The organism is Micromonospora sp. HB375, from assembly GCF_017872985.1.
Lineage (GTDB): Bacteria > Actinomycetota > Actinomycetes > Mycobacteriales > Micromonosporaceae > Micromonospora > Micromonospora chalcea.
Genome location: NZ_JAGGJO010000001.1, coordinates 6,855,641 through 6,870,892, shown reverse-complemented (window position 1 = coordinate 6,870,892; position 15,252 = coordinate 6,855,641). Strand labels below are relative to the sequence as shown.

At 73.6% G+C, this 15,252-nt stretch carries 18 protein-coding genes; 5 read left to right on the top strand and 13 right to left on the bottom strand.

The features are described 5' to 3' along the window. Positions 1–58: 58 nt before the first annotated feature. Positions 59–1,282, bottom strand: coding sequence for an ABC transporter substrate-binding protein (locus tag J3R08_RS30680; RefSeq protein WP_209963755.1), 1,224 nt, complete (start codon positions 1,280–1,282; stop codon positions 59–61). Between the two features lie 48 nt (positions 1,283–1,330). Beyond that, a complete protein-coding gene (locus J3R08_RS30675) occupies positions 1,331–2,158 on the bottom strand; it encodes a S9 family peptidase (RefSeq protein WP_166456779.1) in 828 nt (275 codons plus the stop codon). 57 nt (positions 2,159–2,215) lie between these two features. Here J3R08_RS30675 and J3R08_RS30670 point away from each other — a divergent pair, with 57 nt between their 5' ends. Further along, positions 2,216–2,806, top strand: a complete 591-nt coding sequence (locus J3R08_RS30670) for a bacterial proteasome activator family protein (RefSeq protein ID WP_043327723.1) — start codon at positions 2,216–2,218, stop codon at positions 2,804–2,806. 35 nt (positions 2,807–2,841) lie between these two features. Here J3R08_RS30670 and J3R08_RS30665 read toward each other — a convergent pair whose 3' ends face one another. From J3R08_RS30665 to J3R08_RS30655, 3 genes are all read right to left on the bottom strand, one after another. Then, positions 2,842–3,654: an HAD family hydrolase gene (locus J3R08_RS30665; RefSeq protein ID WP_166456778.1), complete on the bottom strand. Its 813-nt coding sequence runs from the start codon at positions 3,652–3,654 to the stop codon at positions 2,842–2,844. Next, positions 3,654–4,475 (bottom strand): HAD family hydrolase, encoded by an 822-nt coding sequence (locus J3R08_RS30660; protein ID WP_166456777.1) that lies wholly within the window; start codon positions 4,473–4,475, stop codon positions 3,654–3,656. Before J3R08_RS30660 ends, J3R08_RS30665 begins: the two co-directional genes overlap by 1 nt. 155 nt (positions 4,476–4,630) lie before the next feature. After that, entirely contained in the window at positions 4,631–5,323 is a 693-nt protein-coding gene (locus tag J3R08_RS30655) for a hypothetical protein (RefSeq protein WP_158629859.1), read from the bottom strand. Between the two features lie 162 nt (positions 5,324–5,485). Between J3R08_RS30655 and J3R08_RS30650 the strand changes: the two genes are divergently transcribed. The 3 genes from J3R08_RS30650 to J3R08_RS30640 all read left to right on the top strand — a co-directional run bounded on the left by J3R08_RS30650 (position 5,486) and on the right by J3R08_RS30640 (position 7,154). Continuing rightward, positions 5,486–5,914 (top strand): OsmC family protein, encoded by a 429-nt coding sequence (locus J3R08_RS30650; protein WP_013289315.1) that lies wholly within the window; start codon positions 5,486–5,488, stop codon positions 5,912–5,914. 89 nt (positions 5,915–6,003) lie between these two features. Further along, on the top strand, positions 6,004–6,348 hold the full coding sequence (locus J3R08_RS30645) for a metallopeptidase family protein (protein ID WP_176722904.1): 345 nt from the start codon (positions 6,004–6,006) through the stop codon (positions 6,346–6,348). 86 nt (positions 6,349–6,434) lie between these two features. Next, on the top strand, positions 6,435–7,154 hold the full coding sequence (locus tag J3R08_RS30640) for an AIM24 family protein (protein WP_064448083.1): 720 nt from the start codon (positions 6,435–6,437) through the stop codon (positions 7,152–7,154). A gap of 43 nt (positions 7,155–7,197) precedes the next feature. Here the strand turns inward: J3R08_RS30640 and pheA are convergent, their stop codons facing one another. The 4 genes from pheA to J3R08_RS30620 form a co-directional block, all read right to left on the bottom strand. After that, entirely contained in the window at positions 7,198–8,154 is a 957-nt protein-coding gene (pheA, locus tag J3R08_RS30635) for a prephenate dehydratase (protein ID WP_043327728.1), read from the bottom strand. A gap of 10 nt (positions 8,155–8,164) precedes the next feature. Then, positions 8,165–8,704, bottom strand: a complete 540-nt coding sequence (locus tag J3R08_RS30630) for a hypothetical protein (protein ID WP_064448084.1) — start codon at positions 8,702–8,704, stop codon at positions 8,165–8,167. 73 nt (positions 8,705–8,777) lie between these two features. Next, positions 8,778–9,230 carry a hypothetical protein gene (locus J3R08_RS30625; RefSeq protein ID WP_030499431.1) on the bottom strand — a complete coding sequence of 151 codons (453 nt, stop codon included), beginning with the start codon at positions 9,228–9,230 and terminating at the stop codon, positions 8,778–8,780. 144 nt (positions 9,231–9,374) lie between these two features. After that, positions 9,375–10,112 (bottom strand): hypothetical protein, encoded by a 738-nt coding sequence (locus J3R08_RS30620; RefSeq protein WP_043330823.1) that lies wholly within the window; start codon positions 10,110–10,112, stop codon positions 9,375–9,377. Between the two features lie 162 nt (positions 10,113–10,274). On the opposite strand from J3R08_RS30620, the gene J3R08_RS30615 reads away from it, so the two are divergent. After that, a complete protein-coding gene (locus J3R08_RS30615; protein ID WP_064448085.1) occupies positions 10,275–11,489 on the top strand; it encodes an arginine deiminase in 1,215 nt (404 codons plus the stop codon). 9 nt (positions 11,490–11,498) lie between these two features. Here J3R08_RS30615 and J3R08_RS30610 read toward each other — a convergent pair whose 3' ends face one another. The 4 genes from J3R08_RS30610 to J3R08_RS30595 all read right to left on the bottom strand — a co-directional run bounded on the left by J3R08_RS30610 (position 11,499) and on the right by J3R08_RS30595 (position 15,246). Then, positions 11,499–12,383, bottom strand: a complete 885-nt coding sequence (locus tag J3R08_RS30610; protein ID WP_209963752.1) for a DUF5926 family protein — start codon at positions 12,381–12,383, stop codon at positions 11,499–11,501. A gap of 60 nt (positions 12,384–12,443) precedes the next feature. Further along, positions 12,444–12,893 (bottom strand): ATP-binding protein, encoded by a 450-nt coding sequence (locus J3R08_RS30605; protein ID WP_064448087.1) that lies wholly within the window; start codon positions 12,891–12,893, stop codon positions 12,444–12,446. A gap of 30 nt (positions 12,894–12,923) precedes the next feature. Beyond that, complete coding sequence (locus J3R08_RS30600) at positions 12,924–14,378, bottom strand: ATP-binding protein (RefSeq protein ID WP_043327733.1); 1,455 nt, start codon at positions 14,376–14,378, stop codon at positions 12,924–12,926. Positions 14,379–14,454: 76 nt separating this feature from the next. Then, positions 14,455–15,246: a glycerophosphodiester phosphodiesterase family protein gene (locus J3R08_RS30595; RefSeq protein WP_043327734.1), complete on the bottom strand. Its 792-nt coding sequence runs from the start codon at positions 15,244–15,246 to the stop codon at positions 14,455–14,457. Between the last annotated feature and the right edge of the window lie 6 nt (positions 15,247–15,252).

The window sequence follows — 15,252 nt, the reverse complement described above, 5'->3', positions numbered from 1 at the left end:
CGGCGCGAAGGGCGGCCTCCCGGTGGGGAGACCGCCCTTCGTCGCGTACGGGGGCCGGTCAGCCGAGCGTGGCCAGCTCGTTGATCACGATGTTGGACAGCAGTCGGCCGTCGGTCTGCACCCGGCGCAGGTACCACTTCTGCTGCGGGGTACGGGTCTGGTTGAACTGCCAGGGGCCGCGCGGGCTGTCCACCTGGCCGACCTTGCCCAGCGCCAGGTTGACCTGCTGCGGGGACGGGTTCGCCCCGGCCAGCCGGATCGCCTTGTCCAGCACCAGCGCGGCGTCGTAGGAGGCCATCGCGTACGTGGTCGGCGCGGAGTTGAACGTCTTCCGGTACGCCGAGGCGAAGATCCGGTTCGCGGTGTTGTTGAGATCGGCCGAGTAGTTGAGCGCGGTCTCGATGCCGTTCGCCTCGATCAGCTTGCGGTCGCGGCCCTTCTCACCGTCGTCGAGCTGGTCCAGCGCGGTGCCCTCGGTGAGGAACCCGGGGGCGTAGATCGGCCCCCGGTAGCCCAGGGCGTAGAGCTGCTTGACGAACTGGACGGCCTGGGCGCCCGAGTAGTGGCAGAAGACCGCGTCCGGCTTCCGCTCCAGCGCCTTGCGGATCGGCCCGGTGTAGAGATTCCGCGAGGGGTTGTCGGAGTCGTCGGTGTAGATCGGGTCCTCGGTGAGCCGGCGACCCCGCTCGTACGCGCGCCGCAGCCCTTCGACGACGTCCTGGCTGCCCTGGCCGCGGGTGCCGAAGATGGCGATGCGGCTCGACGCGTCGAGCTTCTGGCGCAGGTACTCTCCGAGCGCCTCGCCCGGCTCGGTCAGCACGTACGACGTGCGCCAGATGTAGACGACGCCCTGCAGCGTCGAGGGGGAGGCGTTGGAGCCGATCAGCGGCACCCGGGCCTGCTCGACCGAGTCCTTGATGCCGGTCATCACGGTGGGGCTGACCACGCCGGTGAGCGCGAGCACGCCCTCCTTGATCAGCCGCTCCACGGCGGCCTTGCCGCTGGCGGCGGTGGAGCCCTCCTCGGCCGGCACCAGCGTGACCGGATGGCCGGCGATCTGCTGGCCGCGCAGGCGGAGGTAGAGCTGGAAGCCGTTGGTGATCTCGTCGCCGATGGCCTTGTTCGCCCCGCTGCCGGGCACGATCAGCCCGATCTTGATCGGGCTGCCGGATCCGGCCTGCTCCCCGGTGTCGTCCTCCCCGGAGCCGCAACCCGCCGCCAGTCCGGTGGTGCCCAGCGCGGCCAGCAGTTGCAGAGCCCGCCTGCGGTTCATCTGTGCCACCGATTTCCTTCCCGACGGGGTGGCCATGGTGCACACCCCTTCGGCGTTCTACCTGGTCGGCGACGCTGCGTCAATGCCCGGAAGATCATCGTGAAGCGACCGCAACGCCTGTGTCACCCGGGGCCAGGCAGCCGCCTCCGGGTCGATCAGCCCGAAATGCTCGCATTCAGGCAGCTCAATCAAGGTGGAAGTGCCGCCGGCAGCCCGGTCGCCGGCCACCCAGGATCGGCTGATCGAGGTGGGAACCTGAAGATCCTGCTCGCCATGCACGACTACGGTCCGTGTTCGCATGGGTACGAAATTCGACGGATCCGCGTCCGCGTACCGGTCCGGCACGTCCTCCGGGGAGCCGCCGAGCAGCGCGGCCACCGCCCCGCCGTCCAGGTCCAGCCGGTACGCCTGCGCGAGGTCGGCCACCGGGGCCAGCGCGACCACCCCGGCGACCGTCTCCGGGGCGCGCGCGGCCACGTACAGGGCCAGGTGCCCGCCCGCGGAATGGCCGATCAGGATCGGCGGTACGGGGGCCACCCGGCCGGGCAGCGCGGCGGCGGCCAGACCGGGCAGGGCGGCGACCCCGGTGCGGACGTCGGTGAGCGTGTGCGGCCAGCCGCCGCCGGGCTGGCCGGTCCGGCGGTACTCGATCTGCGCGACCGGGTGGCCGAGCGCGGCCAGCGCCGCCGCCATCGGGCCGGTGTGGGCCCTGTCGTACTCGGCCCGCCAGAAACCGCCGTGCACCACGACCACGAGCGGCCGGGCCGGCCCGTCGCCGGCGGGCCGGCGCAGGTCGGCGAGCTGGTCCGGGTGGTCGCCGTAGGCGACTGTGGCGTCCGGCGGCGGAGACGGGCGGGTCAGCACCTCGCGTGGGTCGGAGAGCATGCGGCGACGGTAGCTCCCTCCGGTCCGGCCGCGTGCACATGGTCGGCGTGGGTAAAGATGGGTGCCATGACCGAAGCGCATTCCGGACGGGACGACGAGCAGGGCAACGATGGCATCCCCGGCACCGTGGTGGTGGTCGGGCCGGACGGCCGCCCGGTCGGCACGGTGCAGACCGACGAGGAGGGCAAGGGCGAGGACCCGACCCGCCTGGTCGAGCAGCCGGCCAAGGTGATGCGGATCGGCAGCATGATCAAGCAGCTGCTGGAGGAGGTGAAGGCGGCGCCGCTGGACGACGCCAGCCGGAACCGGATGCGGGAGATCCACGAGCGCTCGATCGTCGAGCTGAAGGAGGGTCTCGCGCCCGAGCTGCGCGAGGAGCTGGAGCGGCTCTCGCTGCCGTTCACCGAGCGGCAGACGCCGAGCGAGGGCGAGCTGCGGATCGCGCACGCCCAGCTCGTGGGCTGGCTGGAGGGCCTGTTCCACGGCATCCAGGCCGCGCTGGTGGCCCAGCAGATGGCCGCCCGTGTCCAGCTGGAGCAGATGCGCTCGGGCCGTCAGGCGCTGCCCAGCGGCCCCGGCGGCGTGATCCCGGGCATGCCCGGGATGCCCGGCGCCGGCGAGGGCCACGCGCCCGGCCAGTACCTGTGACCCGCCGGCCGGGGCGCGTCACGCGCCCCGGCCGCTCAGTCCAGCTCGAAGACCTTCTCCAGGTACGCCGCCACGCCGTCCTCGGTGTTCGGCCCGGTGACCTCGTGCGCGATCTCCCGTACCGCCGGGTGGGCGTTGGCGACCGCCACCGCGCGTCCGGCCCAGGCCAGCATCGGCACGTCGTTGGGCATGTCGCCGAAGGCCAGCACGTCCCGCTCGCCGACGCCCAGCCGTTCCGCGTACCAGGCCAGGCCGGCCGCCTTCGTCACGCCGGCGGCCGAGATCTCGATCAGCCCGCTGTACGACGAGTGGGTCGCCTCGGCCAGCCCCTCCAGCGCGCCCGCCACCACCTGCACGAAGACGTCCGGGTCCTGCTCAGCGGCGCGGGCCAGCAGCTTCACCGCGGGTGCGGCCAGCAGTTCCTCCGGCGACTCGACGGCCCGGATGGCGTCGAGGTCGGCGTCCCAGCGCAGCGGGTAGTGCGCCTCGTGCCGCATCTGTCGGCTGTCCACGATCTCCACCGCGAGACTGACCCCGGGCACCTCGGCCCGTAGTCGCCGGGCCACCTCCGCCAGCAGTTCCGGGGCGAGCGGGTCGGCCCGCAGCACCTGGTCGGTGACCGGGTCGTACACCACCGCGCCGTTCGCGCAGATCGCCGGCAGCGGCGCGGCGAGCTGCTCGTACACCATTTGGAGCCAGCGGATCGGACGGCCGGTGACCAGGACCACCGGCGTGCCGGCGGCGGCGATGCGGGCCAGCACGCCGGCGGTACGCGGGCTGAGCGTCCGGTCGTCGCGCAGCAGCGTGCCGTCGATGTCGGAGGCGACGAGCCGAGGTGGATCTTCCATCACCGGGACAGTAGTCGGTCCAGGTAGACGGCCACCCCGTCGTCGTCGTTGCGCAAGGTGATCTCGTCCGCCGCGGCGCGTACCTCCGGGTGGGCGTTCGCCACCGCCACCCGCGCCCACCCGGCCCAGTCGAACATCGGCAGGTCGTTCGGCTGGTCGCCGAAGACCAGCACGTCGGCCGGGTCGACGCCGAGCCGCTCGGCGATCACGCTCAGGCCGCTGGCCTTGTCGGTGCGGGGCGGGCAGATCTCGATGAAGCCGAGCCCGGCCTGGGTGAGCGTGGCCACCTCCGGCGGCACGATCGCCCGGGCGGCGGCCAGCAGCTCGTCCACGTGGTGGTCGGCGGTACGCGCGAACGCCTTGATCACGTCGCAGGACAGGCACTCCATCCGGCTGCGCGCCTCGAACCGGTCCGGGTAGGGCCAGCTCGGGTGGTAGTCGCCCCACAGCGGCGCGTCGTGCTCGTCCGACGCCTCGACCATCACGGTGAGCGGGCCGGCCGCCGCCTCCAGGTCGGTGAGGATCCGGGCCAGCACCTCGCCGGGCAGCCGCTCGTCGCGCAGCACCAGCGGCCCGTCGGGGTCGCTCTGGTCCACCACCCGGCCGCCACCGGCCATCACCAGGAAGTCGGCGGCCCGGATGTCGTTACGGGTCAGCTCGGTCAGGCGCGGTCCGCGGCCGGTCGCGCCGACCACCGGAATCCCGGCGGACCGCACCCGGTCCAGCACCCGGTGGGTGTACGCGGAGACGGTCTCGTCGCTGCGGACGAGCGTGCCGTCGAGGTCGGTGGCGATCAGCTTGGGCAGTCCCGGGCGGGTCATGGTTCCTCCTTCGCCCGCGCCGTCACGCCGGCCGACCAGGTCTTCGGTGCCGCGACCACGGGACGGCGGGCAGCAACCGTATCTCGCGGAACGGGCGGCAACCACGGCTTTCCGGCGAATCGGAGGCGAAGCCGCGGTGGCCGACGTATGCGGCGTCAGCGGGACCGGTCGGGGTCCGCGAACGGCACCGTGGGCTGCACCGTCAGGTCCGCGGGGGCCGGCGGCAGGTCGTCCGTGGCGGCGCGTCCCCGCCAGGCGGGCCGGTCGTCCGGGTGGTCGTGGTCCGGTTCCTCGTCGGCGGGCGTGTCCCCGGCGCTCCGGCCGGCCAGGTGCAGCGCGGCGGCCAGCAGCGCCACGGCGAGGAACGCGGTGACCAGGCCGCGCCCGTGCTCCACGTCGAGGCGCTGGTCCCCGACGAAGAATAGGATGCGCCGGGCCAGCTGCTCGAGGGAGGCGGCGGTCGCGACCAGCACGCCGAGCACGCCCGCCGACAGGCCCAGCCCGGCGAGCGCGGCGTGCCGACGGACCGCCGGGGCGCCGCGCAGCGCCAGAGCCAGCGCCACGGACAGCCCGAGCAGGCCCACCAGGTACGCCACCCCGAACCCGCCGATCTCGGAGATGCCACTGGTCAGCCGGGTGGGCGCGTCGTCGTCCCGGGCCTCGGCCGGCACCGTGATGATCAGCCACTCGCCGATCAGCGAGGCGACAGCGGCCACCGTGGCGAGCCCGGCGAGCACTGTCGGCAGGCGGCGGTCCCGGCCCAGGGCGGCGAGCGAGCGTCCGGCCCGGCCGGGGGACTCCGGCTCGGCGTCACCCCACTCGACGACAGTGGTGTCGTCGTCCCGCACGGGGATTCGCTTCTCCTGGCGGGGGACGGGGAGATCCTGTGACATGGCCACCCTTCCCGTACGCGGGCCTGCGTCGAATCATGGCACAGCACACACCCGACGGCCCGGATCGTGGTCCACAGGTGCGGTGCGACGCGGCCCGCTTTCGCGTAGCGTCGTGCCATGCCTATCCGTACCGCATCCGCTCGCTGGCAGGGCAACCTCACCGAGGGGTCCGGCACCGTCCGCACCGGCAAGGGCGGCCTGTCCGGCAACTACTCCTTCAAGTCGCGCTTCGAGGAGGGCGAGGGCACCAACCCCGAGGAGCTGATCGGCGCCGCGCACGCCGGCTGCTTCTCGATGGCGCTGTCCAAGCAGCTCGCCGACGCCGGCGCCCAGGAAACGGCGGTGGAGACCACCGCCAAGGTGCACTTCGACAAGACCGACGCCGGCATGACAGTCACCCGGATCGACCTGGAGACCGTCGGTCAGGTTCCGGGCATCGACCAGGCCGAGTTCACCAAGCTGGCCGAGGCGGCCAAGGAGAACTGCCCGATCTCCCGGCTGCTGTCGCCGGGCGCGCAGATCACGCTGAACGCCCGCCTGGCCTGACCATCACGTACGGCACGGCGGGGGTGTCCTGCGGGCCGCCCTCGCCGTGTGACGTGCCGATTCTGGGGGAGTGACCGGGCCGCGTGGCCGTGGAGATGAGCCGGGACCGGTTCGAGGAACTGGTCGGCGAGGCACTCGACGAGGTGCCCGAGGAGCTGCTCGGGCTCATGAGCAACGTGGTCATCCTGGTCGAGGACGACCCGCCGCCGGGCGAGGACCTGCTCGGCCTGTACGAGGGGCACGCGCTCACCGATCGCGGCTGGGACTACTCCGGCGTGCTGCCCGACCGCATCCTGATCTACCGCAATCCGATCCTGGCGATCTGCGACACCGACGACGACGTCGTCGAGGAGGTCGCGGTGACCGTGGTGCACGAGATCGCCCACCATTTCGGCATCGACGACGAGCGTCTGCACGCCCTGGGCTGGGGCTGACCGGGTCCCCGCCCGGCTGATTCCGGCGGTTGCGCCGGTCCCCTAACCTCCGTGGTCAGGCACATTCTGACCCAGGAGGAAAACCCATGCGCAGCGCGCTGTTCTCCGCGGAGAACCTTGAGAAGGAGTCCCAGCAGCCGGGCATGCGGTTGCAGAACTCCAAGATGCTGAAGATCGAGCTGAACGGCGAGGCGATGGCCCGCGTCGGCTCGATGGTCGCCTACCAGGGCCAGGTGCAGTTCCAGGCCCTGGGCTCCGGCGGCATCGGCAAGTTCATCAAGCAGCGCCTCACCGGTGAGGGCGTGCCGCTGATGAAGGTCTCCGGGCGCGGCGACGTGTTCCTCGCCGACTTCGCCAAGGACGTGCACGTCATCGACCTGGAGCCGGGCGACGCGCTGTCCATCAACGGCTCCAGCGTGCTGGCCTTCGACTCGACCCTGCAGTACGACATCAAGATGGTCGGCGGCGCCGGTTTCGCGTCCTCCTCCGGCCTGTTCAACTGCGTGTTCACCGGGCACGGCCGGATCGCCATCACCACCAAGGGCACCCCGGTGGTGCTCAACGTGGACGCGCCGACGTACGTGGACCCGCAGGCGGCGGTCTGCTGGTCGGCGAACCTCCAGACCGGCTACCACCGCGCCGAGCAGCTCGGCCTCGGCACGCTGCTCGGCCGCAGCACCGGTGAGGCGTTCACGATGAGCTTCGCCGGTCAGGGTTTCGTCGTCGTCCAGCCCTCGGAGGAGCCTCCGGTGGCCGGCAGCGGCTCCCAGCAGCAGGGCGGCGTGCTCGGCGGCCTGCTGCAGTGACCCTCCGGTGCCCGGGGCGCCCGCCGTGGTCGCCCCGGGCCGGTCAGCTCAGCTCGCCGGACCGCAGCCGGGCCACCCAGGCCGCCGCGTCGGCGTAGTCGAGGTCGGAGGGCCCGGTGGACGCCGCCGCCGACCGGTCACCCGCCGCCGCGTTCCAGCGGTGCCGGGGGTACGACCCCAGGAACCGCACGTCGGCGCAGACCCGGCGCAGCCCCTGCAACGCCTCGCCGAGGCGTACGTCGGCGACGTGCCCGGCGCAGTCCAGGAAGAACACGTACCGGCCGAGCGCCTCACCGGTGGGGCGGGACTCGATGCGGGTCATGTTCACGCCCCGCACCGCCAGTTCCATGAGCACCGCCAGCAGCGCGCCCACCCGGTCGTGCGCGATGTAGACGGCCAGCGAGGTGAGGTCGTCACCGGTCGGCGGCGGAGGCGGCCCGGGGCGGGACACCAGCGCGAAGCGGGTCACCGCGTCCGGGTGGTCGGCGATCTTGTCGGCGAGGACCGCCAGCCGGTGCCGGGTCGCGCCGATCGGGGCGCAGATGGCGGCGTCGTACTCGCCGCTCGCCGCGCCGGCCGCTGCGGCGCCGTTGGAGAGCACGTCGACAACTGTGGCGTCGGGCAGGTGCTCGCGCAGCCAGCCCCGGCACTGGGTGGACGCCTGCGGGTGGGCGGCCACGCCGCGCACGTCGGCGAGCGTGGTGCCGGGCCGGGCGGCGAGCACGAACTCCACCGGCAGGACGACCTCGCGGGTGATCACCAACGGGTCGCCCTCGGCCAGCTCGTCGAGCGTCACGCCGACGGCGCCGCCGATGGAGTTCTCCAGCGGCACCAGGGCCGCATCCGCGTCGCCGGCGCGTACCGCGTCGAGCGCCTCGCCGACGCTGCGCGCCGGTGTGCGCTCCCCGCGTTCGGCGGCGGGCACCGTTCGCAGGGCCTGTTCGGCGAAGGTGCCCTCGGGGCCCAGGTAGACGAAGCGGGTCGGCGGTGTTCCCGGCATGCCGACCAGCCTACGCACCCGGCGTGCCGTCGCAGGCCAGGGTACGGATGCCGGGCGGCGCGAGGGTCCGCACCTCGACGCCGCACACGTCCGTCCCGGCCGTCACCAGCGTCGGCGTGCCGCTGCCGCCCCGGGTGACGACCTGCAGCTCCTCGTGTCCGGCGACCGCCAGCACGGTGTACTGCCACCCTTCGGCGCAGAGCGGACCGGTGGCCACTGTGACCCGGACGTCGCGGGGCAGCACTCCGGCGGACCCGCGCAGCAGCGCGACGATCCGGTCGCCGGACGGCCGGCCCCGGCACGGCGTCGCCGTCACCGGCGTGGACGGGGAGAGCACGGGCGCGGACGGTGTGACAGGTGCCACCGTCGTGGCGCTCGGGGTGGGCGTGGCGGACGTCGACGGGACCGGCGCGGGCGTGGCGACGGCGGGCGGCGTGCGCAGCTCGGGCGGCGCGCCGCAGGCGGCGAGGGCGAGCACCGCCAGCAGCGCCAGTGGGCGGTGCCGGCGACCGGGGTGGGGGGTGCGGAGCACGGTGGGCGTCCTCGGCATCGAGGGATGTCGTCGTACGGCGGGGGCCGAGCCCATCGTAGGAGGAGGCCGGGCCCGGGTGGAAGCGTGCCGGTCAGACCGCGGAGAGGAAGGTGAGCGAGCCGGCCACCACGCCGTCGGTGAGCACCGGGGTGGAGATCGCGTCGACCGTGCGGCCGGCGTCGGAGTTGGGGCCCTGCACGCGGAGCAGACCCCGGGCGAGTCGCCCGGAGTGCAGCGCGAGCAGCGGCGGGATCTTGTCGGTCTCCTGCTCGGTCAGCTCGCTCGGGCTGGCCGTGAAGTCCACCAGGCGCAGGCCGCCCTCCAGCAGCGGCAGGCCGATCACGTCCCCCGGCGCGCCCAGGCAGAGCAGCGCGCAGCCGGACGAGGAGATCGCCACGACCGTGGTGCCGGCGTCGATCAGCAGGCACGGCTCGGCGGCTCGGGAGACCATGCCGGACCACTGCCCGAAGTTGTCGGACTCCTGCTCGGTGGAGCCCGCCGGGGGCGCGAACACGTCCGAGAGTGAGAGTTCGACGTGGGCCACCGCGCCTCCTATGTACACCGACGGTCTGTCCACGCTAGCCGGTCGGTGCGGCGGGAGCATCGGCTGCCGGGCGGCCGGCGACGACGCGGACCGACGGAACCAGTCGGGGGCGGAGCCGGGGGCCGCGTGGCGTCGCCGGAGACGTTACCGGCGGGCGGCCCGCTTGTCAGCGGCCGTTCGGCCCTCGTCGTACCACCGGTAGTCGGCGGTTGGACGGTACGTGCCGTTGAACCACGTCGACGGTGCCTGGGCCACGCGGGACAGCTTCTCGGCGGTGGCCGGGCTGATCCGGTTCCCGCCGGCCACGAGCAGGCGGTCCAGCTCCCGGTGGGTGGCCATGAGGCAGTCCTTCGGCAGCCCGTAGACGCTGATCACGCCGGAGCCGACGAACGTCAGCACCGGCGTGACCGGGATCGGCAGGCCGACCGCGTCGGAGAGGGCCTTGCTGGCCCGCTTGGCGTCCCGGCGCGCCTCCGCCACGTACGGCGGGCGCTTGCCGTTGATCTGCACGACGTCACCGGCGACGAGCACGCGCGCGCGGCCGTGGTCGGCGATGGTGACCGCGAACAGGCCGCTCGGGCCGATGGCCAGGAACCCGGCCCGGTCGTCGCGGACGCGGTCGAGCAGCATGTCGGCCGGGTCCGTCCGGGGCCACTCGATGACGTGCCAGGCGGGCCCGAGGTGGTCGAGCTGGCCGAGGGCGCGGGCCCCGGCGGCTTCCAACCGGCGGGCCCCCCGCTCCGCCCGGCGACGCCGGGCCCACTCCAGTGGAGTCGGTCGGGCCGGTTCGAGCACCGACGTGGGCTCGACCCGGGTGTGCGGCACCGTGCGGGGCGGCAGTGCCCTGCTCGGTACGGCTCGACGAGCGGGAAAGACAGTCATCGCGACCTCCGGCAAAAGGTCTCTCGAAGTTATGTCTCCACTACCCTACGTTGCGCCCCCGGGGGCTCGGCAAGCCGGGGCGCCGGAGTGAGTGTGGATGAATGCCATATTCATCCACGCTTCTTTTCCGAATGGTGCGCAAGCCTGCCCTAGGCTGCGGGGGTGACCCACTATGTGGACAGCGAAGTCGCCCGGCTCGGGACGGTGTTGCTGCACCGCCCGGGACCGGAACTCGCCCGCCTCACCCCACGCAACAACGACTCGTTGCTGTTCGACGCCATCCCGTGGGTGGGACGGGCGCAGGAGGAGCACGACGCGTTCGCGGCGGCGCTGCGGTCCCGCGGGGTCGAGGTGCTCTACCTGGCCGACCTTCTGGCCGAGACGCTCGCCGTGCCGGACGCCCGGGCCGAGTTGACCGAGCAGGTGCTGCGGTCCCGCCGGCTCGGCCACACCCTGCGGCGCCGGGTCGCCGACCACCTGGCGTACCTGGACCCGGCCGGGCTGGCCGACGTGCTGATCGCCGGCCTCGCCCACGAGGAGCTGCGAATCGGCGGCGACCGACCCGGCGGTCTCGTGTGGACCCTGATGGACCGGCACGACTTCGTCATCGACCCGCTGCCCAACCTGCTGTTCACCCGCGACTCGTCGGTGTGGATCGGGGACCGGGTCGGTGTCACCAGCCTGGCCATGCCGGCGCGACGGCGGGAGACCACGCTCACCGACGCGATCTACCGCTACCACCCCCGGTTCGTCGGCACCGAGTTCGTCTACCACCCGCGGCTGGAGCATCTGGAGGGCGGCGACGTGCTGCTGCTCGCCCCGGGGGTGCTCGCCGTCGGCGTCGGCGAACGCACCACCCCGGCCGGCGCGGAGCGGCTGGCCCGGCAGGTGTTCGCCGCCGGCCTGGCGCACACCATCCTGGTGGTCCCGATCGCGCAGGAGCGCGCCACCATGCACCTGGACACGGTCTGCACGATGGTCGACACCGACGCCGTGCTGATGTACCCGAACATCGCCAACGAGCTGTCCGCGTACACGGTGATCGTCGGCGCGGACGGCGACGACCTGCGGGTCGACGGCCCGGCGCCGTTCCTGCGCGCCGCCGCCGACGCGATGGACCTCGATCAGCTCCGGGTGATCGACACCGGCCTCGACCCGGTCACCGCCGAACGCGAGCAGTGGGACGACGGCAACAACACGCTCGCGCTCGCGCCCCGGCTCTGCGTCGGGTACGAGCGCAACGTGGAGACCAACGCGCAACTGGAACGGGCCGGCATCGAGGTGATCGCGATCGCCGGATCGGAGCTGGGCTCCGGGCGCGGCGGCCCGCGCTGCATGTCCTGCCCGCTGGTGCGGGAGAAGGGCGGGGCCGCCTGACCCGGAACGTCAGCGCAGCGTCAGCTGGCGGCCGAGCAGCCCCTGCCGCGACCGGCGGCCGGCCGCGTCCAGCGGCGCCTGCTCGGCGACCGCCTCGGCGTAACGCTTGGCGAACTCCGCCAGCGGCGCCTCCCACTCGGCGGCCGGGGTGTCCTCCGGCAGGTCCCAGACCGGCGCGAGACGCCCGTGTGCCCGGAACATGCCGGCGAACTTCGTGTCGTCGCCGAGCGTCAGCGCGCCGGCCGCGCCGAGCCGGGACAGCGCGTCCAGCGCGGCGTCCTCGTCCTCCGGCAGGACCATCCGCACGTGGGCCTTCTCCGGCACCTGGCACCAGTACGCGGCCCGCGCGCCGGCCAGCTTCACGGTCGGGTAGATGGCCGAGTTGGCCCGCTCCAGGGACGCCTGCACGTTCGGGTCGTCGGCGGCGCCCGGGTCGAGCCAGAAGTCGAACCCGTCGTGCATGGTGATCTCCAGCGGGCCGTCCACCAGGATGTCCTGGAGGCGGGGGCCGGGCCCGGGCAGCGGCGGCACGCTCACCTGGCCGCCCGGCTCGGTGCGCAGCGCGGAGATCAGCGCGTCGGCCAGGTCCCGGGAGACGTCGCCGGACTGCTGGTGCCGCTGCAGACCGATGAAGACGCGCCCGTCCGGCTTGGTCATCGCCGGGGCGGCCATCGGCAGCACGGTGGCCAGCGTGACCGGGCGGTCGCCGTACTCCTCGATCAGTTCCGGGGTGAGCCGCAGCGGCGCGGACGCGGCCGGGACCAGCTCGCGCAGGGCGATCCACTCCGGCTCGTCGACCAGGCCCTCGAACGGCCGGGGCACGAAGACGTCGCGCACCTTCTCCCGCTTGGGGGTGCTCTCGCCGACCCGCTGGTTCTTCCGACGCTTGCTCATGGCGAGACAGCCTAGATGCCGGGCCGCGCGGGTGGGGGCAGGACCCGCCTGCCCGTGCGTTCAGCCGGCCGCGACCAGGCCCGGCCGGTGCGCCGGGGCCGGATCGAACCGTGCCCAGACGCTCTGGCCCAGGCCGTCGCGCTCCACGCCCCAGCCGCTGGCGAGCCCGGCGACGATGTGCAGCCCGCGCCCGTCGGCGGCGTCCGGCGAGGCGGCCCGCATGCACGGGCCGGCGCCGGAACCACCGTCGGTGACCCGGAGCTGGATGCTCGGCCCCTCCTCGGTGACCCGCAGCCGCCAGGCCACCCGGACCACGCCGCCGGGCAGCGCGTCGGCGTGCCGGACCGCGTTGCCGACCAGTTCGGCGAGGACCGCGACCAGGTCGGCCAGCAGAATCGGGGGTACGACGCCGGTCAGCTCGTCGGCGAGCCGGTGCCGGGCCAGACGCGCGCCGGTCGGGTCGTGGGGCACCACTACACACCACGACCGTTCGGGCGGACCAGTCGACACGTCGTTCCTTCCCCGTCTGCGAGCGCCGGGTCAACCCCGCGGCAGCCGCACCTCTGCGACCGTACCGCCACCGGCTCTGGGCCGGAGGGATACCCATCCATTCTGCTGTTCAACGATCTGGCGGACGAGATAGAGACCGAGTCCCGCGCCCGGATACCGCCGGCGGTCGCCGGACTCGCCCTGCCAGAACCGGTCGAAGGCCCGCTCCACGTGTTCCGGGCGGATGCCGATGCCCCGGTCGGCCACCCGGAACGAGACGGTCCGCTCGTTCGCCTCGGCGGTGACCTCGATCGGGGTGTCCGGCAGTGAGTACTTCCCGGCGTTCGTGCCCAGCTCGGTGAGCACTGTGGCGAGGCTGTGCCGGTCGCCGAGCGCCTTGGGCAGGTCGGCCGGCAGGTCGAGCACGACCCGGTGCCGGATGTCGGCCGGCAGGTCCGTCGCCGCCGCGCGCAGCGCGTCGACCAGGTCGAACGGCGCGGCCGGTTCCCCGCCGGGACGGTTCTCGGTGGCGGCGGTCAGCAGCCTGTCGACCAGGCGGGCCAGCTCGTTCGCGCGCTGGCCGATGATCCGCGCGGCCTGCCGGCGGTCGTCGTCGCTCAGCGAGTCCCAGTGGTCGGTGAGGGTGTCCGCGTACCCCTTGATCACGGTGACCGGGGTCCGCAGCTCGTGGCTGGTCACCGCCACGAAGAGATCGCGGTCGTGGTCGCGCCGCTGCTGGTCGGTGACGTCGCGGAAGGTGACCACGCGCAGCGCGTTCGGGCCGGGCAGCTCGCCGGAGGTGATCCGCAGCCAGCGCCCGTCCGGCATCCGGTGGTCGAGCACCTGGCCCGGCGGCGGCAGCGGGAACGGCAGCGGGCGGCTCAGCGCCTCCTCCGCCGGACGGCCGGTCACCTGGACCGCCGCCGGGTTCCAGAGCCGGATCCGCCCGTCGCGGTCCACCACGGCCAGCCCGTCGGCGAGCGCCGCCACCACCGGGCCGTCCCCGTGCACCGGCAGGCCGGTCTGGTCGCCGTACATGTGCGCGACGCACGCGGCCACGTAGCCGATCACGGCGCGTTGCGCGGCATCCGGCGGCTCGCCCAGCGGGTAGAGCGCGTGCAGGCTGCCGACGGTGAGACCGCCGATCTCGGCACGCGCCACGATCATCCGGCTGAGCCCCCGGCCGGCCACCTCGTCGGCGAGCGCGCCCGGGATCGCGTCGACCCGGACCTCCCGCACCGGCGGCCCGGCGAGCAGGCAGACGGTGGCCGGGTCGGTGGCGGGCAGCGGTCGGCCGAGCACGAACTCGGCGCGGCCGGTCGCCGCGATCACCCGTCCGCCGGCCGGGGTGAACTCCACGAAGACCAGACCGGCCGCGCCCACCGCCGGTCCGACCTCGTGGAGCAGGCGGTTGAGCACTGCGGGACCGGACTCGCCCGCGTTGATCATGTTGATCACAGTCGTGTGGCCGGCGATGAGGGCGGGGTAGTCGGTTCGCTCCGGCATGTCCCGAGTGTGCCGCGCGGCAGCCCTCCCGGACACCCCCGGCCGGTCGACCGTGGCCGATACCGATCGACCGGACTCACCGGCCCAACCGGGCCAGCGCACGGGCCGGCCGGTCCGTGATCACCCCGTCCACGCCGGCTTCCAGCACGAGTTCCAGATCCTCCGGCTCGTTGACGGTCCACACGTACACCGAGTGGCCGGCCGCGCGCAGCGAGGGAACCAGGCGCGGGCGGGCCCGGACCAGGTCCACGCCGGGACCGGCGATCCGGGCGCCGAACGGCAGCCGGCCCAGCGGCAGCAGCCGCGGCAGCACCTCCAGCAGCAGCACCGTGGGCAGCGCCGGGGCGAGTTCCCGCATCCGGCGTACGGCCAGCGGCGAGAACGACATCACAGTCACCTGGACCCGATGGCCCGGGCGGGGCTCGTCCAGCCCGTACCGGCGCAGCAGCGTGACCAGGCGGCGCTCGACCTCGCCCCGGTAACGCGAGGGGTGCTTGGTCTCGATCAGCAGCCGGACCGGCCGCCCGGCGTCGAGCACCGCGTCGAGCAGCCGCTCCAGCGTGAGCAGCCGGGTGTGCGACTCGTCCAGTGGCTCGTCGTCCTCGGCGAGCGTCGCGGCCCGGTGCCAGGAGCCGAAGTCGAGCGCGTCCAGTTCGGCGAGCGTACGCGCGCTGACCAGCCCGTGCCCGTTGCTGGTGCGGTCCAGCCGGCGGTCGTGCACGCAGACCAGGTGCCCGTCACGGGTCAGCCGGACGTCGCACTCCAGCCCGTCCGCGCCCTCCTCGATGGCACGGAGGTAGGCCGCGAGCGTGTGCTCCGGCAGGTCGTACGAGGCGCCGCGGTGGGCGAAGACCAGGGGGACGGTCATGACCGC